Genomic DNA, 22192 nt, shown 5'->3' on the forward strand with positions numbered 1-22192 from the left:
GATGAGTCTTTCATCCCCCGTGCGTGAAGAATATGAAGTCATCCTGGAGCCGCTGCTCGAAGTGCCGCTGGAGCGCGAACTGTCGCTGGCGCAACGGCTGTGGCAACAGGGCTGGCTGCGCAAGAGCCTGATCCTGGTGCTGCTGGCGGTACTCTGGGAGGCGGTGGCGCGTTACCAGGACAACGACTTGCTCCTGCCAACCTTCCTGCAGACCGCCAGTGCCCTGTACGACGGCCTGCTCAGTGGCGAGCTGCTGGGCAAGGTATGGATTTCCCTGCAGGTGCTGCTCAAGGGCTATGTGCTGGGCGTGGTGCTGGCGTTCGGCCTGACCACCCTGGCGGTGTCGAGCCGCTTCGGCCGCGACCTGCTCGGCACCCTGACCTCGATGTTCAACCCGCTGCCGGCCATCGCCCTGTTGCCGCTGGCGCTGCTGTGGTTCGGGTTGGGGCAGAACAGCCTGATCTTCGTGCTGGTGCACTCGGTGCTCTGGGCGCTGGCGCTCAATACCTACGCCGGCTTTCTCGGCGTGTCGGAGACCCTGCGCATGGCCGGGCGCAACTATGGCCTCAGGGGCCTGCGCTTCGTGCTGTTCATCCTGATCCCGGCGGCGCTGCCGTCGATCCTCGCCGGGTTGAAGATCGGCTGGGCATTCGCCTGGCGCACCCTGATCGCGGCGGAACTGGTGTTCGGTGCCACCAGCGGCAAGGGCGGGCTGGGCTGGTATATCTTCCAGAACCGCAACGAGCTGTACACCGACAAGGTGTTCGCCGGGTTGGCGGTGGTGATCCTGATAGGCCTTTTGGTGGAGAACCTGGTGTTCGACAGCCTGGAGCGGGTGACGGTGAAGCGCTGGGGCATGCAGCGCTAAGCGGTGTGGTTCGATCTGAAGCCTTCGCGGGCAAGCCCGGCTCCTACAGAATCATGTGGTACATAACCTCTGTGTTCGACGCGGCCCTTTAGGAGCCGGGCTTGCCCGCGAAGGCATAGGCCCAGGCACCGCCTGACTCAAGGGTTCTGCAAAAACACCACATACCCGCGAAACCACTCGCTGCCCTTCAGGTACCCGGGCTCCTGCCACTCCCCACCCTGGATCAGGCCGACCTTGAACGGCAACCCCAGCCGGTTCATCTGCGGCAGGTATGCGGCATAGTCGGGAATGCTGCGGCGGCCCTGGTAGGTCTGTACCACCACTTCATCCACCACCCCCCGCAACTGGGCGATGGCCGTCGGGTCGGCGTTGCTGCTCCAGTCCATCAGCCCGGTGATGCTCAGGTGCAAATCAGTCGGCAGCCGCTTGCGCAGGTCGCGCAGGAAGTCGGCGTACTCGTCGAGGTAGCGGGTGCGGGCATCGAAGTCGATCTGGATGCCCACCACCGGGTTGCCCGCCTGCTGCCAGCGTTTCACTTGGCCGAGCAACTGGCGATAGACCGATTCCGGCCAGCGCAGGGTGTGGGCGCGATAGACCACCCAGACCTCGCCCCGGGTCAGGCGCGGAATCGCGATGCCCTGGGCGATGAAACGGACACCCTGTTGGCGTGACTGGCTGATCTGCCCTTGCAGCACGTACAGGCTGCGCGCCTGGGCCAGCACCGGCTGTGGCGCGACCCCGCTCCACAGCCAGAACGCATCATGCTCACGCGCATCGACCGCCGCCAGCGCCTGGCCGGCACTCAGCCAGGCGGCCAGCAGCAGCCAGCACCCACGGCCCATCGACACTTACCAGTAGTACTGCAGCGACTTGCCCCACTGGGTGTCGGCGTAGCTGCCCTTCAACTGCTTGAACCAGGCCTTGCGTTGCGCCGGCTCGACCTCCTTGCCGCCGCAGCTGTTGTAGCCGGCCGGGGCGTAGCAGTTGATGGCCCGGAATAGCGCGTAGGCCTTGTCCGTGCGCGAGGCCTTGGCATCGGCCAGGACCAGTTGGTAGCCGTCGAGGCGCGAGTACAGCGGGCCCTTGAACAGCGATGGGGTGCCGCCCAGTTCGTCCTTGTTGCGCTGGCTGTCCAGCGGCATGCCGTCCAGGCCGTTGCGCAGGATGAATTCGCCCAGGCAGTTCAGCGCCGCCGGTGCCTTGGCATCGGCCTGCAGGCTGGCAACGGTCTCGGCGATGGTTGGGCACACGTAGCCGGATTCGGCCTTGGCGCCATTCCAGCGGAACAGCTTCAGCGACTGGCCACCGCTGTAGACGTAGCCCAGGCTGCTGCCCAGCTTGGTGTCGGCCGGTTCGGCGGGCAGTTGCTTCAGGTCTTCGCTGAAGTCCTGGTAGTGACCCAGGCGCAGGTCCTTGTACAGCAGCACGAACAGCGCGCTGTCGCGTTCGCTGGCATCCGCGCCCTGCTTGACCTGCTGGCGCAGCAGTTCGGCATCGGCCACGTGGCGCAGCAGGATGGCGCGCACCTGGGCGGTCTTGATCGGCGAGTCGGCGGCGAACACCTTGGCCACCTGCTGGCTGCGCTCGTAGTGGTTGGCCAGCGCCAGTTCCAGTTGTTCACGTTGCAACGGCTGCTTCGCCTGGGCCAGCAATTGCAGCCAGAGGTTCTCGGCCGCCGGCCAGTCCTGCCTGGCCTCCAGCGCCAGACCGCGCAGCACCTGCTGGCTGAAGGCGAAGTAGTCGAGTTTCGACGGGATCTCGCCGGGCAGACTCTTGAGCGCCGCTTCCGGGTTTTTCTCGACATACAGGTGGAACACCGCCAGCAGGTAGTCATGCAGCGCCGGCTGGGCCGCGAAGATCGATTTGTGGGCCTGCAGGGTTTCCAGTGTCAGCTGTTTCCTGGTTTCGTAGTCGCCCGTCGTGCGCATCGCCATCAGGTCGTTGACGGCCTGGAACAGCGGGTCCTTGATTTCGCCGACGCCGAACACCAGCTTGCTGTCGATTTCCTGCACCAGGCTGTCCGAGGAAACGTTGCGCGGGGCGTCTTCGGGCAGGCTGAATTGCCAGAGGTATTCGGCCGCCTGCTTGTCGCTGTCACCCGCCAGCCAGTAGACCCGGCGCAACAGGCCGCGGGCGGAAGTGGCGTAGGCGCCCTGTGGATAAGCCTTGAGGTAGGCATTGAAGCCGTCCTCGGCCTGCTTCAACTGCGCCGGGTCGGCCTCCTTGTCGGTCGGCATGCCCTCGGCATCGAAGCTGTTCTGCTGGGCGATGTTCAGGGCGGTACGCGCCTGCATGTAGTGCGCGGTTTCCTTCAGCCAGGGCTGGCTGTTCTGCGCCAGGCTGGCGAAACCGCTGGCGGCCTCGCTGAACCGGCCGCTGTAGAAGTCGCTGGCGGCCCGCAGGTAGGCGACGAACGCCTGGCCTGGCGCGGACTGCACATCGGTGGGCAGCAACGCCGCCTGCTGTGCCGGGTCCCAGTTGCAGGCGGTGAGCATCTGGACCCGCGAGCGGGCCAGGGCCTGACGTTCGGTTTCGGACAGCTCGCCAGTGCCGAGCAGGGCCTCGATGAAGGCGCTGGTGCTTTCCTCCGAGTTGCTGCGGCAGCGGCTGCCTTCGCCGGAAAGGAAGGCGTCGCCGGCCGGTGCCTCGTCGCCGCGCTTGATGCCGAGCTTTTCCAGGGTCTCGTCCAGCTCGACGCTTTCGGCGTTGCTCACCTCGCCGCTGGCGTCCGGCACACTCGATTGCAGCCGGGTGTTGGCGAACGGCACCGGGCCGTAGCCTTCGGCGAGGTCGTCTTCGCTCAGTTCGTTGGGTGCCAGCGGCAGCTTGCCCTGGTCCGCCAGCAGCAGGCGCAGGTTGACCCGGCTGTCGTTACCGGGGGCGAGGAAGGCCAGGTTGCTGCAACGGTCCAGGCCGTACTGCATCATCGACCAGCGTGGATAGCAGAAATCATCGGAGCTCGCCTGGGCCTGGGACGAGAAGGCGACGCCCAGCGCCAGGGATGTCAGAAGAGCGATACGCATGAATTGTCCTTAATCCGTAAACGTGCGGCGCCGAGGCCGGGAGGGTGCTCATCATACCGAAGCCCGGGATGTACACCTATGCTTGTACGGGGCCAGGCAACGCAGGCTGTGACCTGCCGCACATCGGTGAACCGGGGCTCCATACTGGCAATTTGCTTGACGCTCACCCTGGCTACCGTAGACTCGCGATTGTCCGACAAGGAGTCACTGTTATGCAGCGTTTTTGGGGTGTGGTTTTCGGGTTGTCCTGTGTGGCGTACGTGGCTCAGGCCCAGGCTGCCGAGACCGACCCGCTGTTGGACACGGCCGCACCGGCGGCCCATGCGACCGCCGCCAGCGAGGCCCGTGGCGTGTTGCGCGCGCGGGACCAGGCAATGCTCGCCAGCGAGTTGTCCGGGCGCATCGTCGAGCTGCCGTTCAGCGAAGGCGAAGCCTTCAAGCAGGGCGATACCCTGGCGCGTTTCGACTGCTCGGCCTACCAGGCCCAGCTCAATGCGGCCCAGGCCGCCGGCCGCGGTGCCAACGAGGAACTGGCCCACAACCGCCAGCTCGCCTCGCTCAATTCGGTCGGTCGTTTCGAGGTGGCCCGGGCCGAGGCCAAGGTCGCCGAAACCCAGGCCCAGGCCCAGGTCTATCAGGTTCAGGTCAAGCGTTGCAGCGTGATCGCGCCCTATGACGGCCAGATCGTGCAGCGCAAGGTCCAGCGCTACGAAAGTGTCTCGGTCGGCTCGCCAATGCTGGAGATCGTCGACAACCGCACCCTGGAAATCCACCTGCTGGTGCCGTCGCGCTGGATGGGCAAGCTCAAGCCCGGACAGACCTTCAGCTTCGTCCCGGATGAAACCGGCCAGCCGCTGACCGCCACCATCAAGCGCCTCGGCGCGCGGATCGACGAAGGCAGCCAGACCCTGCTGCTGGTGGCCAGCCTGCCCAAGGCCGAAGGCCTGCTGGCGGGCATGAGCGGCACGGCGCATTTCGCGGAGCTGAAATGAACGCACCGGTGGCGGGAGCGGTGGAGCGGGTCTTTGCCCAGTTCCTCGACCTGGAGCGGCTGACCCGGGCCGCCCGCACCACCGAGCAGTTGGCCTACAGCCTGGTCAATGACGGCCAGGCGCTGTTCGGCTTTCGCCATGCCGCGCTGCTGATCGCCGGCAAGGTGCGCGCGGTGACCGGGGTCAGCGCGGTGGAGCCGAATGCGCCGTTCGTAGCCTTCGTCGAACACGCCGTGGCGCAACTGTTCAAGCTGGAACGGGCCAAGCCCGCCACCGTGGTACCGATGGAGGCTTTCAGTGCGTCGGTGGTCGAAGACTGGCAGAGCCTGTCGGCGTCGCAGGTGTTCTGGCTGCCGCTGCTGGACCACAAGGGCGAGGTGTTCGGCGGCCTGTGGCTGGCCCGCGACAATCCCTGGAGCCCTTCCGAACAGGTGTTGCTGGCACAACTGGGCGACACCTACAGCCATGCCTGGCTGGCCCTGCAGCCGCGTCGGCCGTGGCGGCTGCGCCTGACCCGCAAGCGCCAGGTGCTGCTGCTGGCCCTGGCGCTGCTGAGCCTGCTGATTCCGGTGCGCCAGTCGGTACTGGCGCCGGCCGAGGTCGTGCCGCTGGCCGGGCGGGTGGTGGCGGCGCCGCTGGACGGGGTGGTCGCCGAGTTCCTGGTCAAGCCCAACCAGACGGTGAAGACCGGCGATTTGCTGGTCCGTTTCGAAAGCACCACCCTCAAGGCCCAGGCCGATGTGGCCCAGCGGGCACTCGGGGTGGCCGAGGCCGAATTGAAGGCCAACGCCCAGCGGGCCTTCGCCGATGCCGAATCGAGTGCGAAACTCGACCTGCTGGCGGCCCGGGTCGAGCAGAAGCGCGCCGAGCGTGACTACGCCGCCGAACTGCTCAAGCGCAGCGAGGTGCGCGCCGAGCGCGACGGCATCGCGGTCTTCGCCGATGCCGAGCGTTGGACCGGCAAGCCGGTGCAGACCGGTGAGCGCCTGATGGAACTGGCCGACCCGAGCCAGGCCGAATTGCGCATCGAACTGGCGGTGGGTGACGCCATCGCCCTGGAACCGGACGCCGAAGTGGCGCTGTTCCTCGACAGCGATCCGCTGCAGCGCCATTCGGCCAGGCTCGAGCGGGTGGCCTATGAGGCGCAGACCACGCCGGCCGGCCAGTTGGCCTATCGCCTGGACGCCAGCTTCAGCGACTCGCCGCCACCGCGTATCGGCCTGCGCGGCACCGCGAAAATCTTCGGCCAGCGCGCACCGCTGGCCCTGTACCTGCTGCGCCGGCCGCTGGCCGGGCTGCGCCAGAGCGTCGGCCTGTAATGAACCTGCCCAGCCTGCGCGCGGACCTGCAACTCACACCCGCCTCGGCGGCCCTCGACGGCTCGCCACGCTGGACCCTGGCCGATCCGGTGCGCGGTCGCTATTTCAAGCTGGGCGCCCAGGCCATTCGCCTGCTGCGGCACTGGTCGCTGGGTGACCCGGCGCGGGTGCTGCAGGCGGCGAACGACGAACCGGGTCTGCCGTTGGGCGAGCCGGAACTGGAACAGATGCTGGTCTTCCTGCGCAGCCACGACCTGATCGCCGCACTCGATCCGCAACAGCGCGCCAGCTACGCCTGGAAGGCCGCCGCCTCGCGCCAGAGCCTGTGGCAGATGGCGCTGCACCAGTACCTGTTCTTCCGTATTCCGCTGTGGCGTCCGGATGCCTTTCTCAACCGCGCCTGGCCATGGCTGGCGCGTTTCGGCCCGCGGTTGCTGCGCTACGGGCTGCCGCTGACCCTGGGCCTCGGGGTGTTCCTGGTCTCGCGGGACTGGGAGCGCTTTCTCGCGACCTTTCCCCACCTGTTCAGCCTGGGCGGGGCGATGGCCTTTGGCGTGGCGCTGTTCTTCGCCAAGCTCTGTCACGAATTCGGCCATGCCTTCATGGCCAAGCGCGCCGGCTGCCGGGTGCAGAGCATGGGCGTGGCGTTCATGGTGCTGCTGCCGCTGTTCTATACCGACGTCAGCGATGCCTGGCGGGTCAACGACCGCAAGGCACGGCTGCTGATCGGCGCCGGTGGGGTGCTGGCGGAAATGCTGCTGGCCTGCATCGCCCTGCTGGCCTGGTCGCTGCTGCCGGACGGCGCGGCGCGCACGGCGGCGTTCATGCTCGCCAGTGCCACCTGGCTGACGACCCTGGCGGTCAACCTCAACCCGTTCATGCGCTTCGATGGCTATTTTCTGCTCAGCGATTTCTGGGAGGTCGACAACCTCCAGGGCCGGGCCTTCGCCCTGTGTCGCTGGCGCTTGCGCGAGGCGCTGTTCGGCTACGGCGAGCCGGCCCCCGAGCCCTGGTCGGCCAGCATGCGCCGGCGGCTGCTGGGCTGGGGCTTCATGTCCTGGCTGTGGCGGGCGGCGCTGTTTTTCGGGATCGCCCTGGCGGTCTATCACCTGTTCTTCAAGTTGCTGGGTATCTTCCTGATGCTGGTGGAGCTGGGCTGGTTCATCTTCCTGCCGATCTTCAAGGAGACCCGCGAATGGTGGGCACGCCGCGAACAGGCGCACACCCCGCGGGTACTGCTCAGCGGCCTGGGCCTGCTGGGCCTGCTGTTGCTGGTGGCGGTTCCCTGGCGCAGCAGCGTGGAAGTGCCGGCGATGCTCGAGGCCGGGCGGGTCACGGCGTTGCATGCGCCGGTGGCGGCGCGGGTCCGCCAGGTCAATGTGGAGGATGGCCAGCGGGTCGAGCAGGGCGCAGTGCTGGTGGAACTGGAGTCGCCGGATATCGAATCGCGCTCGATCATCGTCCGGCGCGAGATCGATATCCTGCAATTGCAGCTGCGGCGCCAGGCCGGTCGCAGCGAAACCGCGGCGGATGTCGGCATTCTCGAACAGCGGCTGGCCGAATCGGTGGCCGAGTACCGTGGCCTGCAGGCCCGGCGTGAACGCCTGCTGTTGCGGGCACCCCAGGCCGGCCAGGTGCGTGACCTGATGCCGCAGTTGCGTGCCGGACGCTGGGTTTCGAGCCGCGAGCCGCTGGCGCGGATCGTCGAGGACGGCACGCGCCTGCGCGGCTATCTGGCCGAGGAGGACCTGTGGCGGGTCGCGCCCGGTGCGAGCGGTCGTTTCGTCGCCGATGACCCGATGCGCCCGGCCTGGCCGGTGGAACTGCTGGATGTCGATGCCAACGGTGTGTCCGTCATCGACCAGGAGGCGCTGACGTCCGACCACCACGGGCCGATTGCCGTGCGCCGTGACGAGAACCGCCGGCCGGAGCCGGTGCAGGCGCAGTACGGCGCGCGGCTGAAGCTGCTCGAAGAGGTGCCGACACCCAGTCATCCGCTGCGCGGCGTGGCGGTGTTGCAGGGACGCAGCGAGTCGCTGCTGGGCATCGCCTGGCGCCGGATGGCGGCGCTGGGCGTGCGTGAAAGCGGTTTTTGACCATTAACCAGGTTCAGGGAAATATTCCGATGTTGAACAGTTCGTCGGCTGCCGGTTTGTCCATGCGGCCCGCGCGGCCCACCGATGCACCCTTTCTGCAGAGTCTCTACCAGTCGGCCCGTCCGGAATTGCAGTTGATCGATGCCGAGCCGGAACTGATCGAGCAGGTGATCGCCCAGCAGTTCCAGGTTCAGGAACAGGGCATCGGCGAGCATTTCCCCAATGCCCTGCACTATGTGGTGGAGAAGCTCGATACGCCCATCGGCGTGCTCAGCGCCGACTTCGGGCCCAATGAAATCCGCGTCCTGTACCTGGCGTTCATTCCGGCGGCACGGGGCAAGGGTTTCGGTCGGATGGTGCTGCAGGACGTGCAGAAGGCCGCCACCCAGGTGCGCTGCCCGGTCGCGACGACGGTCTGGGCGAGCAATCCCCAGGCGCGCCAGCATTACCTGGCGCTGGGGTTTCAGGTCGAAGAGAGCACACCGGGGGCCGAGCGGCTGGTGTGGTATCCGGGTTTCAGTTGAAGACGATGTTGAAGTAGCCCAGGGCCGGATCACGGCCCAACGCCGGCTCCCGCGACACGAACACCTCCTCGAGCCGCCCCAGGCCTGGCAACTCCAGGCTGCACAGGCCGTCGACGAAATCCGTCGGTTGCAGGCTGTGCAACTGGACGATGAACGGCGTACGTGTCATTTCCGGCAACTGTGCCTGCGAGCGCAGCGCTATGGACTCGATCCGGACTTGTAACGGGCTGCCGTCGGGCAGGTAGAGCGGGCAGGACTGATCCACCAGGGGCTGGAAGTGTTCGCTTGAAACATGTTGCAGCATTGATGCTCTCCGTTTGTATGGGAGCCGGGCAGCCGGCTCCCACGGGCTCTATCAGTTGCGCGAAGGGTAGAGCCCTTCCAGGGCGATGCTGAAGTTCACCGCCAGGTAGGGGTTGATCACGTTGATCGGTATGCTGCCACCGACAGTGTTCAGAGTGCCGCCGATGGTGCTGCCCACGCCCTTGAGCGGAACGGCCGTTCCCAACTGGTCGGAGAAGATGCCGGCCGAGGGTGGGCCCGACGGTGCGGAGGCGCCGATGTAGCAGTTGGTCGCCGTTGGTGCGGTGACCGCATTGCTGGGTGCGCTCGCCAGGCCGATGGTGGTGGTGACGGTCAGCCCGGCGGTGGAGATCTGCTGGGCTGGCACGTTGGTGCTCAGCAGGGTGACGTTCTCGGTGCCAGCGCTCTGGCCGATGGTGCGCGAGGACAAGCCGGGTCCGGTGCCCTGGCCGACAGGCAGGCGGCTCTGCAGGTTGGGGAGGGCAAAGTTGGTGGTGCCGTTGCCTCCGTAGTAGGTGCCGATCAGGGCGAACAGCACCTGTTGCTGCGAAAGGTTCATCAACTGCCCGGCGCAGAGTGCCCAGCCCCGAGGGGCGTAGTTGAATCCGAACATCTGGATAGTACCGACAAAAACTTCCATGGATCCATTTCCTTCAGCTGTGTTGAGTGAGGTGCTGCGCCCGGCTATCCCGAGTCTGTAGTGCACCGGGTGACAGAGTAGCCTTTGTCTTTGACGTTTAGGTTTTTTTTGTCGGACAAAAGTCGCGAATGGAACAGCTGGGCAAGCCGATGTCGTTCTAGCCTACAATTCACCGCGTCATGCCTCCCGGGGAGGCAGTCGTTGACTTGTTGAGGGTGGTAATGGGCGTTCCCGGTAGTCATGAAACGATAAAGCGGCTTTACGATCAGCCTGTCATACCCCTGCAACCCCTTGTGCAACTGCTTCGCGAACCCTGGCTGGTACCGCTGCTGGCGCTGGCCCTGGCATTGCGCCTTTATCAGCTGACAGCTGCGGCGATCTGGGGCGACGAAGGTTCCAGCCTGCTGCTGGCGCAATACCCGCTGACCGAGCTGTGGACTCATGCCGCCCGTGATGTTCACCCGCCCTTGTATTTCGCCCTGTTGCGCGGTTGGATCAGCCTGTTCGGCGACTCGATTTTCTCGATCCGCCTGGCCAGCGCCTTGCCCGGGGTCGTGGTGGTGTTCCTTGGCATCTGGCTGGCGCACCTGGTCGCCGCCGGTCGTCGGGCGACGATCCTGGCCGGTCTGCTATTGACGCTGCTGCCCACGGCGGTGCACTACAGCCAGGAAATCCGCATGTATTCGCTGATGGGCGTGTGGCTGCTGGGCGCGACCCTGGCGCTGGTCTACTGGGTGCACAACCCGCAGCGCAAGCGCTACCTGGTGGCCTACGTGCTGTTGATGGCCGCCGGCTTCTACACCCACTACTTCACCGCACTGTGCGTGCTGTCGCATTGGTGCTGGCTGCTGTTGCTGCGTCGCCATCCCGAGAGTGGGCAACGCCCCATCGCCTGCCGCGACTGGTGGCTGGCCAACGTGGCGATCGTGCTGCTGTTCCTGCCCTGGTTGCCCGGCCTGATCGATCTCGTGCTGCACATGGACGAGCTGAAGGCCGGCGGTGATGTCGGCTGGGAACCCCCGGTGACCCTGGGCTCGTTGCCGTCGATGATCTGGCAGGTGCTGGCCCAGGACGATGGCGTGGGCATGCCGCTGTGGTTGTTCGCCAGTTTGCCGAGTGTCATGGTGCTGGTGATGGTGTTCATCGTCGGCGGCGATCGCAGCCGCTTCCACCTGGAAACGCTGCTGGTCATCTACAGCGCCCTGCCGCTGTTGCTGGTGTTCGCGGTGTCGTTCATTTCACCGGTCTTCATCGAGCGTTACCTGACGGTGCCGGCGCTGGGCCTGCCGATCCTCCTGGCCCTGGCCATCGACCGCCTCGCGCGAGGCCGAAAGGCCCTGGCCGGGCTGTTGCTGTTGGCGGTGCTGGCTGCGGAAGGGGTGGGGCTGAGGAACAACTACACAGTGGATGCCGGCGACCAGTTCAACCACATGGTCGAATACATGAACCAGCACAGCCAGGCGGGCGATCAGGTGGTGCTGGGCGACATGTTCTGGTACCTGACCTGGGGCTACTACGACAGGAGCGCCACTGCGCCGCGGCTGTATACGCCGCCGACCGCCGAGGGCGAATCGACCCGGCCCAATCGCTACGGATTCGGCACGCTGATCGACGAAAAGGCCGGGGTTTATCTCGATCACCTGGAGGACCTGCCGGCGGGCAATGGGCGGGTCTGGCTGGTGATGAGCCGGGTTGCACCGGATGAGTTCCCGTCGATTCCGACCGGCTGGCGGAAAATCGACCAGCACGCGGGGGGCGATACGCAGGCGGTTTTATATGAGACCTGCCATCCTTCATGTAGTGAACACTAACCGCCAAGGGCTTGATATAGCTCAATCGGAGCGTTCTCAAGAGCTGTGGAAACGGGCGAAGTCCCGTGTTCATGGGCCTTTTCCGGCTTAAGGCACGGATGATTGATATCAAAACACTACTAGTCTGAAACACTTCCTTACGCTAGGCTTTGTCCTACAAAGGGACTTACGTCTAGGGTGAAGGGATTGCGCAGTTTCCATTTTATCTCCGGTTTGCCGCGCTCAGGCTCGACCCTGCTGTCCGCCATTCTCCTGCAGAACCCGCGGTTTCATGCCGGCATGAGCAGCCCGGTCGGCACGTTGTTCAACGGCGTGCTGGAAAACTGCAGCGCCGGCAGCGAATTCGGCGCAGTGATCGACACCGACACCCGCCGCCGCCTGTTGCGTGGGCTGTTCGACTCCTACTACGCCGACAAGACCAGCCAGTCCGTCATCTTCGATACCAATCGGCAGTGGTCCGCGCGCCTGCCGGCGCTGCAGGACCTGTTTCCCCGTTCCAAGGTCATCGTCTGCGTGCGTAACGTGGCCTGGGTCATGGACAGCCTGGAACGGCTGTACCGCGCCAACCCCTTCGAGAACACCAAGCTGTTCACTGACGATGTCGAGCGCAACACGGTCTACAGCCGCTGCGAAACCCTGGCCCAGCGCAATCGCCTGGTGGGCTACGCCTGGACCGCGCTGAAGGAAGCCTATTACGGCGAACACGCCGACTCCCTGCTGCTGGTCGACTACGACCTGCTATCCCAGGCGCCGGAGCGGGTGTTGCGGCTGGTCTACGACTTCATTGGCGAGCCCTGGTTCGAGCACGATTTCGACAACCTGGCCTACGACGCGCCCGAGTTCGACCAGGCCCTCGGTGTCGCCGGCCTGCACAAGGTCAAGCCGAAGGTGGCGCTGGAGTCACGGCGCACCATCCTGCCGCCGGACCTGTTCGAGAAATATGCAGAGCTGTCGTTCTGGAACGATGGAACGGCCAGCGCCGCGAATGTGATTCGCATGAAAACCAACACCGCGGTCAACTGATCGCGGTTTTTTAATCTCAACAGAAAAATTCTTTGGGCGCATGAACGCTCAAGTGCAGGTGAAGCATGTGGTGGAGCAAACCGAAAGCGCGGGCTGAAGGCGTGAGAACCCTGGCTTCACCCATGATCATCCCGCTTGAGCCACGCATGCTGTTCGACGGCGCCGTGGCCGCGACCGTGGCCGAGGCCGCGCAGCCGACCGACCACGCCACCGCCAGCACCGACGCGGCCAAGGCGCCCACCAGCGATCACGCGGCGGCCAGCAGCGACACCCATGCGCAGTCCGACGCCACTCCAGCCGCCACGCCGACAGCGGTGCCCGGCCAGTCGGTGGTGTTCGTCGATTCGCGGGTGAAGGATTTCGACAGCCTCCTCAAGGGCGTCGCCCCCGGCACCCAGGTGGTGGTGCTCGACGCCAGCAAGGACGGCCTGCAGCAGATCGCCGACTACCTGGACACCCACCAGGGTATCAGCACCGTGGAAATCCTCGCCCACGGCAACGCCGGCGACCTGTGGCTGGGCAACACCTACCTGTCGGCCGACAACGTGGCGGCGCGGGCCGACGTGCTGGCGCGCATCGGCAGCGACATGAACGTCGGCGGCGACATCCTGATCTACGCCTGCAACACCGCCGCCGGCGACAAGGGCATCAGTTTCGTCGACTCCCTGGCCCAGTACACCGGGCGGGATATCGCCGCGTCCACCAACCGCACCGGCCTGGGCGGCGACTGGACCCTGGAAATCGCCACCGGCACCATCGAAAGCCACAACGTGCTCTCGGCCGATGCCATGGCCGCCTACCAGTACGGCCTGGCGACCATCACCGTGACCAACAGCAATGACACGGGCGCCGGCTCCCTGCGCCAGGCGCTGAGCGATGCGGTGGCCGGCGATATCGTCACGTTCAACAGTGCGATGACGGTCAACCTGAACTCGCAACTGGTCATCACCAAGAACCTCACCGTCGATGGCGACCTGAACAACGACGGCACCGCCGACGTGACCGTGAGCGGGCAGTACAAGACCCAGGTGCTGCGGGTCAATGCCGGGGTCACCGCGACCCTCGACGGGCTGGTCATTACCAAGGGCCTGGCCGTCGGCCAGGGGGCCAACGCCGGTTCGGACGCCTCCGTGTCCATGGGCGGCGGTATCGTCAACCTCGGTAACCTGACCCTCAACAACGTCACGGTGACCGCCAACGCCGCTTCCGGCGGCGGTGGTGGTGGCGGTGTCAGGGGCGGCACCGTGGGCGGCGGTGGCGGCGGTGGCGGTGCCCTTGGCGGGCAGGCCGGTGGCCGTGGCGGTGATGCCGGCAACGGTCAGGGCTACTACGCCGGCAAGGCGGGTACGGCCAATACCGGCGGCAACGGCGGTGGCTACAACCCTACCGTCATGGGCGGCCGCGGCGGCAGCAGCACCGGTGGTGCAGGGGGCCAGGGCGCCTTCGGCTACAGCAATGGTGGCGGTGGTGGCACAGCGAACAACGGCACCCTTTCCATCGGTGGCGGCGGTGGCGGTTCCGGCTGGGACAGCGCCGGCCGTGCCGGCGCTGCGGCCAGCGGCGGTATCTACAACGGTACTACTGGCACCCTGACCATCGTCGGCACTTCGGTCATCTCCAACAACGTTGCGGCCGGTGGTGGCGGCGGCGGTGGTGGTGGCAGCGGTGCAGGCGCCTCCTCCGACCCGGGCGGTGCCGGCGGCAAGGGCGTCGGGGCGATCTGGAACCGGGGCACGCTGCGGATCACTGCGGCCAACTACAGCGCGCTGGGCAGCGGCAGCAACAAGGGGGCCAGCGGTATCGGCGGCTCGGGCGCGGGTGGCCAGGGCGCGACGCCGTCGGCGGTGGACGGCATCTACAACGATGGTGGTGTCCTGAACACCGCCTACAATCCGGCACCGACCGCGACCATCGTGGTCAGCAACACGACCCAGCACATCGGCAGCACCTCGCTGGTGACCATCACCTTCAACCAGGCGGTGACCGGTTTTGCCCTGGCCGACCTGACGGCGTCCAACGGCACTCTGAGCAACCTGACCACCAGCGACAATATCACCTGGACTGCGACCCTCACGCCAAATTCAAGCGTCAGCAGTGCCAGCAACGTCATCACTCTGGACAATACCGGCGTCAACAGCACTTCGACCGGTACGGCGGGCAGCGGCACCACCACGTCCAACAACTACTCGGTCGACACCGTACGGCCAACCGCGACCATCACGGTCGCCAGCGCCACGCTGACCACCAACAACACGTCGACGGTGAACATCACCTTCAGCGAGGCCGTGAGCGGTTTCAGCCTGGCCGACATGACGGCGACCAATGGCACCCTGAGCAACCTGAGCACCAGCGACAACATCCACTGGACCGCGACCCTGACGCCGAACGCTGGCAATACCAGCAACAACAACTACGTCCTTCTGGACAACAGCCTCTATACCGATGCCTCGGGCAACACCGGCGCCGGCGTGGCCCTGTCCAACCTCTACGCGGTCGATACCCAGCGGCCGACCGCGACGATCGTGGTCAGCAACAATACGTTGAACATCGGTGGCAGCAGCCTGGTGACCATCACCTTCAGCGAGGCGGTGAGCGGTTTCTCCCTGGCCGACCTGACGGCGTCCAACGGCACCCTGAGCAACCTGACCTCCAGCGACAACATCACCTGGACCGCGACCCTGACCCCGACCAACGGTGTCACCCACAGCGGCGATGTGGTCACCCTGACCAACTCCGGGGTCACCGACCTGGTGGGCAACGCCGGTACCGGCACCACCAACTCCAACACCTACTCGGTCGACACCCAACGGCCGACCGCGACCATCGTGTTCGCCAACCCGAACATCGGCATCGGCCAGACGTCGCAGGTGACCATCACCTTCAGTGAAGCGGTGAGCGGCTTCACCAACGATGACCTGACCGTGACCAACGGTACCCTGAGTACGGTGACCAGCAGCGACGGCGGCGTCACCTGGACCGCCACCTTCACCCCGACAGCGGGCGTCGACAGTGCGAGCAACCACGTGACCCTGGACAACAGCGGCGTGGTCGACGGAGCGGGCAACGCCGGCAGCGGCACCACCACGTCCAACAACTATGCCATCGATGGCGTGCGGCCGACCGCGACCGTGGCCATCGACAAGAGCTCGCTGATCATCGGCCAGACCGCGCAGGTGACCATCACCTTCAGCGAGGCGGTGACCAACTTCTCCAACAGCGACCTGACGGTGTCGGGCGGCAGCCTGAGCGCGGTGAGCAGCAGCGATGGCGGCATCACCTGGACCGCGACCTTCACCCCGACCGGGAACATCACCAACGCCAGCAACGTCATCACCCTGGATAACACCGGCTACACCGATACGGCCGGCAACGCCGGGACCGGCACCAGCGTGTCGAACAACTACGCGATCGACACCCAGCGTCCGACCGCCACCATCGTCATGTCGGACCCGACCCTGAGCGCCGGTGAGACCTCGCAGGTGACCATCACCTTCAGCGAAGCGGTGACCGGCTTCACCCTGGGCGACCTGAACGCCGGCAACGGTACCCTGAGCAACCTCAGCAGCAGCGACGGCGGCATCACCTGGACCGCGACCTTCACCCCGAATGCAAATACCAGCAGCGGGACCAACGTCATCACCCTGGCCAACACCGGAGTGACCGATATCGCCGGCAACAGCGGCACCGGCACCACCAGTTCGGTGAACTACACCATCGACACCGTGCGTCCCACCGCGACCATCGTGGTGGCCAACCCGGCGCTGAAGATCGGCGACACCTCGCAGGTGACCATCACCTTCAGCCAGGCGGTGTCCGGCTTCACCAATGCCGACCTGACGGTGGTGGGCGGTACCCTGAGCGCGGTGAGCAGCGCCGACGGCGGTATCACCTGGACGGCGACCTTCACCCCGGCCGGCAACATCAGCAACGCGGCCAACCACATCACCCTGGACAACAGCGGCGTCAATGCGGTCTCCTCGGGTAACGCCGGCACGGGCCTGACCACGTCCAACAACTACGTGATCGATACCCAGCGGCCGACCGCGACCATCGTCGTGGCGGACAACCAGCTGGGCATTGCCGGCAGTTCGCAGGTGACCATCACCTTCAGCGAGGCGGTGACCGGTTTCAGCCTGGCCGACCTGACGGCGTCCAACGGCACCCTGAGCAACCTGAGCACCAGCGACAACATCACCTGGACCGCCACCCTGACCCCGGCGGCGGGTGTGAACGCGAGCAACAACCATGTCAGCCTGGATAACACCGGCGTGACAGACGTTGCCGGTAACGCGGGCTCAGGCGCCACCGCCTCGAATGCCTACGCAGTGGACAGCGTGCGGCCGACGGCGACCATCGTGATGAGCGACCCGACGCTGTCGGCTGGCGAGAGCACCACCGTGACCATCACCTTCAGTGAAGCGGTGACCGGTTTTGACAATAGCGACCTGAGCCTGCCCAACGGTACCCTGAGCACGCTCACCAGCAGCGATGGCGGCATCACCTGGACCGGCACCTTCACCCCGAATGCCAATGTTCGCGACACCAGCAACGTGCTTACCCTGAACAACACCGGCTATACCGACCTGGCCGGCAACACCGGTGTCGGCGTGACCAACTCGGCCAACTTCACCATCGACACCGTGCGCCCAACGGCGACCATCGTGGTGGCTAACCCGGCGCTGAATGTCGGCTCCACCTCGCAGGTGACCATCACCTTCAGCGAGGCGGTCAGTGGTTTCACCAATGCCGACCTGACGGTGGAGCAGGGTACCCTCAGCGCGGTGAGCAGCAGCGACGGTGGCGTGACCTGGACGGCCACCTTCACGCCTTCGGTGAACATCGCCGACACCACCAACGTCATCACCCTGGACAACAGCGGCGTGCAGAACGCGTCGGGCAACGCCGGCAGCGGCACCACCACGTCCAACAACTACGCAATCGACACCCAACGGCCAACGGCGACCATCACCGTGGCCAATCCCAACCTGGGCATCGGCCAGACCACCACCGTGACCATCGCCTTCAGCGAGGTGGTGAGCGGTTTCAGCCTGGCCGATCTCAGCGTTGCCAACGGCGTACTGTCCAACCTGGCCAGCAGCGACGGCGGCAAGACCTGGACCGCGACCCTGACGCCCACCGCGGCGATCACCGACCCGAGCAACCTGATCGTGCTCGATACCGCGCTGGTCAATGACAACGCCGGCAACGCCGGAGCCGATATCGCCATCTCCAACAACTACGTGATCGACGGCGACCGGCCGACCGCGACCATCGTGGTCGCCAACCCGAACCTGACTGCCGGCCAGAGCACCACCGTGACCTTCACCTTCAGCGAGAAGGTCACCGGCTTCAGCCTGGACGACCTCAGCGTGGCCAGCGGTACGCTGTCCAACCTGGCCAGCAGCGATGGCGGCAAGACCTGGACCGCGACCCTGACGCCGACGGCAAACCTGAACGACCCGAGCAACTTCATCACCCTCGATACCAGCCTGGTGACCGACCTGGCCGGTAACGCCGGCGTCGGTTTCGCCAACTCGAACAACTATGCGATCAACACGGTGGCCCAGGGCGGCGATCCACAATTCCGCGTCAGCGGCCCGAGCGTGTCGACACCGAGTGCGCCGAACCAGCCGCTGCAACCGACCATCTTCGGCCCGCCCACCGGCAACCTCGGTTCGCCCCTGGGCTTCCCGCCGCTGTTCGAGCAGCGTGACATGGGCGCGGGGCTGCCGCCGACCGGCAGCATCTTCCTCAACAATGGGGCGTTGGCGCCGAGTTTCATCGCCCAGGTCTTCAGTTCCAGCGATAGCGGTGGCAATGGCACGGGCCAGGGTTTCCTCGGCTTCGGCGGCGGTGATGGCGGGGTGTTCGGCAGCAGCACGTTGTCGGGGCTGTTCAACCGTGAGTCGTCGACTGGCGACGCCAGCGGTGCCAAGGCCTTCGAGCGCCAGGGCAACAAGAGCCTGGGCGATCCGGCCCAGGGCCTGCGCGGCGTTTTCGGTGCGCCGACCCTCGGTCAGCAGTTGCAGCAACTCAAGGACAGCGAGCAGAAACAACTGCATGAGCTAGCCTGGGCGTTGGAACAGGTCGGTGTCAGCGCAATACCGGCCTGAAAATCATTGGCAATCCGCGCCGACACGCGTCGGCGCCCATAAAGAAAAAAGCGGCAGTCAGGGGCGATGCTAGGGATGAGAAGAAGTCAGAAGTTGTTCAGCGTCAGCCTGCTGGCGCTGGTAGTCAGCGGTTGTGCCGTCACCAGCCAACCGATCGATCGCAGCGTCAGCGAGCAACGGGCGAAAAGCGATCTGCAGAACATGTACAAGGATCAGGAGCCGCTCAGTGGCCCGCTGACCCTGCACGAAGCCATGGCTCGCGCGGTGAAGTACAACCTCGAAGGCCGTCTGAAGATCATGGAGGAGGCCCTGGCCAAGCGTCAGCTGGACCTCGCCAGCTTCGACATGCTGCCGCGCATGGCGCTGTCGGCCGGTTATGCCGGGCGCAACAATGTCAGTGCTTCCAGTAGCCGCAGTGTCGAGACCGGTAGCCAATCCCTGGAACCGTCGACCTCCCAGGACCGCGATCGCCGCGTCGCCGACCTGACCATGGTCTGGAACGTGCTCGACTTTGGCGTCAGCTACATCAATGCCAAGCAGCAGGGTGACCAGCGCCTGATCGTCCAGGAACGTCGGCGCAAGGTGATCAACACCATCGTCCAGGACGTGCGTTCGGCCTATTGGCGGGCGGTGGCGGCCGAGCGTCTGCTCAAGCAGATCGACAGCCTGATGGCGCGGGTCGAGGCGGCACAGAACAACAGCCAGCAGATGAGTGACCAGCGCATCGGCGACCCGATCCAGGCCCTGGGCTACCAGCGCGCGCTGATCGAGGCGACCCGCCAGCTGGAAGAACAGCGCAAGGCGCTGACCCTGGCCAAGACCGAACTGGCGACCCTGATCAACCTGCCGCTGGGCACCAACCTGACCCTGGCGACCACCGACGACTATGCGATTCCCGAGCTCAAGGTCGACATGGCCAAGCTCGAGCAGGAGGCCCTGGCCAGCCGTCCCGAGCTGCGCGAGCAGGATTACCAGACCCGTATCAGCGCCAACGAGACCCGCAAGGCCATGCTGCGCCTGCTGCCGGGGCTGGAGTTCTCGGCCGGCGGGCACTACGACAGCAACTCGTTCCTGGTCAACGACAAGTGGGCCGACTACGGCGTCAAGGTCACCTGGAACCTGTTCAACGTGATCTCCGCCCCAGCCGCCATCGACGTGGCCAAGGCCGGCGAGGAAGTCGCCGGTGCCCGGCGCCAGGCGATGTCCATCGCCGTACTGGCCCAGCTCTACGTGGCCAACGCCAACTACCGCGAGGCGCTGCGCCAGTTCAAGACCAGCCAGAAACTCTCCAGCATCGACGGGCAGATCGTCGGCCAGTTGCGTAACCGCCACCAGGCCGCGGGCATCGGCGAGCTGGAGCTGATCCAGGGCGAACTGAACAACCTGCAGGCCGACCTGCGCCGCGACCTGGCCTATGCCGACCTGCGTAACGCCTACGGGCAGATCTTCGCCAGTGCGGGCCTGGACCCGTTGCCACCGGAAGTCTCCTCGACCAAGGTTCAGGCGATTGCCAGTGCCCTGGCCACCCGCGAGTCGCAGTGGGCAGCCGGGAACATCAGCACGCCAGCGCCCGATGCCAAGGTGCAGCAGTAACTTGCTGGTACCACGGACGAGCCCCCATCGTCTTCTGCGCGAGGGCCTTCAGGGGCATCGCGCCGGGGTGATGTCCTGAGCCTGCCAGCCTTCTCCCGCCTGCCGGTCACGCTGGCCCTGCCGCCGTTGCTGCAGGCGCTTGCGCGTATTCCCGAGGCGGCCTGGAAGCCGCACTTCAATACCGGTTACTACGACGGCGACTGGAGCGGCGTGGCGCTGATTTCCCCGGCTGACGCGCGGGGCGAACTGAGCCACGGAGCCGGTGTGGCGGTCGAGCGCGAACCCTGGCTGCGGGATGCGACTTGGGCCTGCGTCCTCGATCTGCCGCTGTCGATTCGCTCGGCCCGCTTGCTGCGGCTCGGGCCGGGTGGGCGCATCCATGAGCATCGCGACTACGACCTGGGCGCACCGGACGCGGACCGGCGCCTGCATATTCCGTTGCTCAGTCCGCCCGGCGTGGATTTCATGCTCGACGGGCAACGTATCCCGATGAATGCCGGCGAGTGCTGGTTCCTCGACTTGGCCCGGCCCCACAGCGTCGATAACTGGGGGGAGGGCGAACGCATTCACCTGGTGCTCGACTGTCGCCCCGAGGCCTGGCTGGACCAGCAGATCGCCGCCGGCCTCGCGACCACGCCGGCCGCCGGTATTGGCCGGGCGGCCGGCGATCTTGCGCGGTTCCGGGCCTTGCTGGAGAGCGAGCCGGCGCTGTGCGAGGCCTTGCAGGGCCTGGAAGACACCGAAGCCTTCATCGCCTGCACACTGGCACTGGCGGCCGAACGCGGCTTGCGTTTCGGCCGCGAGGACCTGCGTGCGGCGATGCGCCAGGGGCGTAACGCCTGGAGTCGACAATGGAGCTTCTGAAGCACTGGCTGCCGATCCGAATCTGGCAGCAGGCCGGCGACTGGCGGGTGGACTGGTGCTGGTTCGGTGAGCGCAGGCTGACCCAGCCGTTCTTTCGTGATGCGGTGGACGAGGCGTTGCGGTTGCCGTTCAACCAGGCATTCCGTCGGGAAACCCCGTTGGCGGCGCTCAGCGAATGGCGGATGCCGGCTGTCGCGCCGACGGCCTTCATCTACCACGCCTCGCGCTGCGGCTCGACCCTGCTCTGCCAGATGCTGGCGCAGCTTGACGAGCACATCGTGGTCAGCGAACCGCCGCCGCTGGACAGCCTGTTGCGTGGCCAACTCGATGCCGAGGAGCGTCGTGCGGCACTGCGTGGCCTGCTGGCGGCCTATGGGCAGCGTCGGCATGGCGACGAGCGGGCGCTGGTGATCAAGCTCGATGCCTGGAACATCGGCGAACTGCCGCTGCTGCGCGAGTGTTTTCCCGAGACGCCGTGGCTGTTCGTGTACCGCGACCCCCTGGAAATTGCCGTCTCCCACTGGCGCCGGGCAGGCATGCACATGGTGCCGGGGATGATTGGCGCAAGCTGCCTGGAGACGTCCGGCCAGGACGACTCGCGGGAGGACTACATCGCCGCGCGCCTGGGGCGGATGTTCCAGTGGGCGGCGCAGCATTGCCAGGCCCTGGGCGGGCTGCCGGTCAACTACCGCGAACTGCCGTTGGCGCTGGAGGGGTATCTGGGCGAGTTCTTCGGACTCGATGCCCGGGAGCGCCGCCGGGTGTTTGCCGTGACCGCGCAGCATGCCAAGCAACCGGACCAGGCCTTCGTGCCCGACAGCCAGGACAAGCACCGGGAGGCTTCCGAGCGGCTCAGGCAACGCGTGTCCTTCTGGGCCGATGCGCCCTACCAGGCCCTGGAGCGGCTGCGCCTGGCCTGATCTGCGGTACGAATCCCCTCGAAAGTCCGCTCAAGGACACAAGCGCGCCTGCCCCGATCCGGTTTCAGATGCACCCGGCGCCGGACGGCCTAGACTTCTATTC

The 22192-nt window shown here is 66.0% G+C and carries 15 protein-coding genes; 11 read left to right on the top strand and 4 right to left on the bottom strand.

Translation table 11 applies throughout. From position 1 onward, the window contains the following. The first annotated feature begins 1 nt into the window (after position 1). A complete protein-coding gene (locus PF66_RS04085; protein ID WP_054061288.1) occupies positions 2 to 868 on the top strand; it encodes an ABC transporter permease in 867 nt (288 codons plus the stop codon). A 137-nt stretch (positions 869 to 1005) separates the two neighbouring features. Here the strand turns inward: PF66_RS04085 and PF66_RS04090 are convergent, their stop codons facing one another. Further along, the gene (locus tag PF66_RS04090; protein WP_054061956.1) at positions 1006 to 1710 is read right to left on the bottom strand and encodes a DUF3142 domain-containing protein; all 705 of its coding nucleotides are present in this window, start codon (positions 1708 to 1710) and stop codon (positions 1006 to 1008) included. Positions 1711 to 1716: 6 nt separating this feature from the next. Further along, positions 1717 to 3891, bottom strand: coding sequence for a hypothetical protein (locus tag PF66_RS04095; RefSeq protein ID WP_054061957.1), 2175 nt, complete (start codon positions 3889 to 3891; stop codon positions 1717 to 1719). Positions 3892 to 4103: 212 nt separating this feature from the next. Here PF66_RS04095 and PF66_RS04100 point away from each other — a divergent pair, with 212 nt between their 5' ends. The 4 genes from PF66_RS04100 to PF66_RS04115 are packed head-to-tail and all read left to right on the top strand — an operon-like array spanning position 4104 to position 8822. Then, the gene (locus PF66_RS04100; protein WP_054061285.1) at positions 4104 to 4883 is read left to right on the top strand and encodes an efflux RND transporter periplasmic adaptor subunit; all 780 of its coding nucleotides are present in this window, start codon (positions 4104 to 4106) and stop codon (positions 4881 to 4883) included. Further along, on the top strand, positions 4880 to 6202 hold the full coding sequence (locus tag PF66_RS04105) for an efflux RND transporter periplasmic adaptor subunit (RefSeq protein ID WP_054061958.1): 1323 nt from the start codon (positions 4880 to 4882) through the stop codon (positions 6200 to 6202). The genes PF66_RS04100 and PF66_RS04105 overlap by 4 nt, the downstream gene beginning before the upstream one ends. Then, complete coding sequence (locus PF66_RS04110) at positions 6202 to 8298, top strand: HlyD family efflux transporter periplasmic adaptor subunit (protein WP_054061959.1); 2097 nt, start codon at positions 6202 to 6204, stop codon at positions 8296 to 8298. The genes PF66_RS04105 and PF66_RS04110 overlap by 1 nt, the downstream gene beginning before the upstream one ends. Positions 8299 to 8327: 29 nt before the next feature. Further along, a complete protein-coding gene (locus tag PF66_RS04115) occupies positions 8328 to 8822 on the top strand; it encodes a GNAT family N-acetyltransferase (protein ID WP_054061357.1) in 495 nt (164 codons plus the stop codon). On the opposite strand, the gene PF66_RS04120 is transcribed toward PF66_RS04115, so the two are convergent. Beyond that, positions 8815 to 9126 carry a DUF6916 family protein gene (locus PF66_RS04120; protein WP_054061356.1) on the bottom strand — a complete coding sequence of 104 codons (312 nt, stop codon included), beginning with the start codon at positions 9124 to 9126 and terminating at the stop codon, positions 8815 to 8817. The genes PF66_RS04115 and PF66_RS04120 overlap by 8 nt on opposite strands. 51 nt (positions 9127 to 9177) lie before the next feature. Then, positions 9178 to 9765 (bottom strand): phage tail protein, encoded by a 588-nt coding sequence (locus tag PF66_RS04125; protein WP_054061960.1) that lies wholly within the window; start codon positions 9763 to 9765, stop codon positions 9178 to 9180. Between the two features lie 221 nt (positions 9766 to 9986). Here PF66_RS04125 and PF66_RS04130 point away from each other — a divergent pair, with 221 nt between their 5' ends. The 6 genes from PF66_RS04130 (at position 9987) to PF66_RS04155 (ending at position 22089) form a co-directional block, all read left to right on the top strand. Beyond that, entirely contained in the window at positions 9987 to 11576 is a 1590-nt protein-coding gene (locus PF66_RS04130) for a glycosyltransferase family 39 protein (protein WP_054061961.1), read from the top strand. 177 nt (positions 11577 to 11753) lie between these two features. Further along, positions 11754 to 12599, top strand: coding sequence for a sulfotransferase family protein (locus PF66_RS04135; protein ID WP_192842830.1), 846 nt, complete (start codon positions 11754 to 11756; stop codon positions 12597 to 12599). Between the two features lie 122 nt (positions 12600 to 12721). Beyond that, complete coding sequence (locus tag PF66_RS04140) at positions 12722 to 18712, top strand: Ig-like domain-containing protein (RefSeq protein ID WP_081009787.1); 5991 nt, start codon at positions 12722 to 12724, stop codon at positions 18710 to 18712. 75 nt (positions 18713 to 18787) lie between these two features. Continuing rightward, the gene (locus PF66_RS04145; protein ID WP_054060932.1) at positions 18788 to 20305 is read left to right on the top strand and encodes a TolC family protein; all 1518 of its coding nucleotides are present in this window, start codon (positions 18788 to 18790) and stop codon (positions 20303 to 20305) included. Positions 20306 to 20380: 75 nt separating this feature from the next. Next, complete coding sequence (locus tag PF66_RS04150) at positions 20381 to 21169, top strand: aspartyl/asparaginyl beta-hydroxylase domain-containing protein (protein WP_054061963.1); 789 nt, start codon at positions 20381 to 20383, stop codon at positions 21167 to 21169. Next, on the top strand, positions 21157 to 22089 hold the full coding sequence (locus PF66_RS04155) for an aspartyl beta-hydroxylase (protein WP_054061964.1): 933 nt from the start codon (positions 21157 to 21159) through the stop codon (positions 22087 to 22089). The genes PF66_RS04150 and PF66_RS04155 overlap by 13 nt, the downstream gene beginning before the upstream one ends. The last annotated feature ends 103 nt before the right edge of the window (positions 22090 to 22192 follow it).

Source organism: Pseudomonas asplenii (assembly GCF_001293465.1).
Lineage (GTDB): Bacteria > Pseudomonadota > Gammaproteobacteria > Pseudomonadales > Pseudomonadaceae > Aquipseudomonas > Aquipseudomonas fuscovaginae_B.

Excerpts from the sequence above, each read along its gene's own strand:
- PF66_RS04140 (WP_081009787.1), top strand. The coding sequence starts at position 12,722 with ATGATCATCCCGCTTGAGCCACGCATGCTGTTCGACGGCGCCGTGGCC.
- PF66_RS04155 (WP_054061964.1), top strand. The coding sequence starts at position 21,157 with ATGGAGCTTCTGAAGCACTGGCTGCCGATCCGAATCTGGCAGCAGGCC.
- PF66_RS04100 (WP_054061285.1), top strand. The coding sequence starts at position 4,104 with ATGCAGCGTTTTTGGGGTGTGGTTTTCGGGTTGTCCTGTGTGGCGTAC.
- PF66_RS04085 (WP_054061288.1), top strand. The coding sequence starts at position 2 with ATGAGTCTTTCATCCCCCGTGCGTGAAGAATATGAAGTCATCCTGGAG.
- PF66_RS04145 (WP_054060932.1), top strand. The coding sequence starts at position 18,788 with ATGAGAAGAAGTCAGAAGTTGTTCAGCGTCAGCCTGCTGGCGCTGGTA.
- PF66_RS04130 (WP_054061961.1), top strand. The coding sequence starts at position 9,987 with ATGGGCGTTCCCGGTAGTCATGAAACGATAAAGCGGCTTTACGATCAG.
- PF66_RS04125 (WP_054061960.1), bottom strand. The coding sequence starts at position 9,765 with ATGGAAGTTTTTGTCGGTACTATCCAGATGTTCGGATTCAACTACGCC.
- PF66_RS04105 (WP_054061958.1), top strand. The coding sequence starts at position 4,880 with ATGAACGCACCGGTGGCGGGAGCGGTGGAGCGGGTCTTTGCCCAGTTC.
- PF66_RS04120 (WP_054061356.1), bottom strand. The coding sequence starts at position 9,126 with ATGCTGCAACATGTTTCAAGCGAACACTTCCAGCCCCTGGTGGATCAG.
- PF66_RS04110 (WP_054061959.1), top strand. The coding sequence starts at position 6,202 with ATGAACCTGCCCAGCCTGCGCGCGGACCTGCAACTCACACCCGCCTCG.
- PF66_RS04090 (WP_054061956.1), bottom strand. The coding sequence starts at position 1,710 with ATGGGCCGTGGGTGCTGGCTGCTGCTGGCCGCCTGGCTGAGTGCCGGC.
- PF66_RS04115 (WP_054061357.1), top strand. The coding sequence starts at position 8,328 with ATGTTGAACAGTTCGTCGGCTGCCGGTTTGTCCATGCGGCCCGCGCGG.
- PF66_RS04095 (WP_054061957.1), bottom strand. The coding sequence starts at position 3,891 with ATGCGTATCGCTCTTCTGACATCCCTGGCGCTGGGCGTCGCCTTCTCG.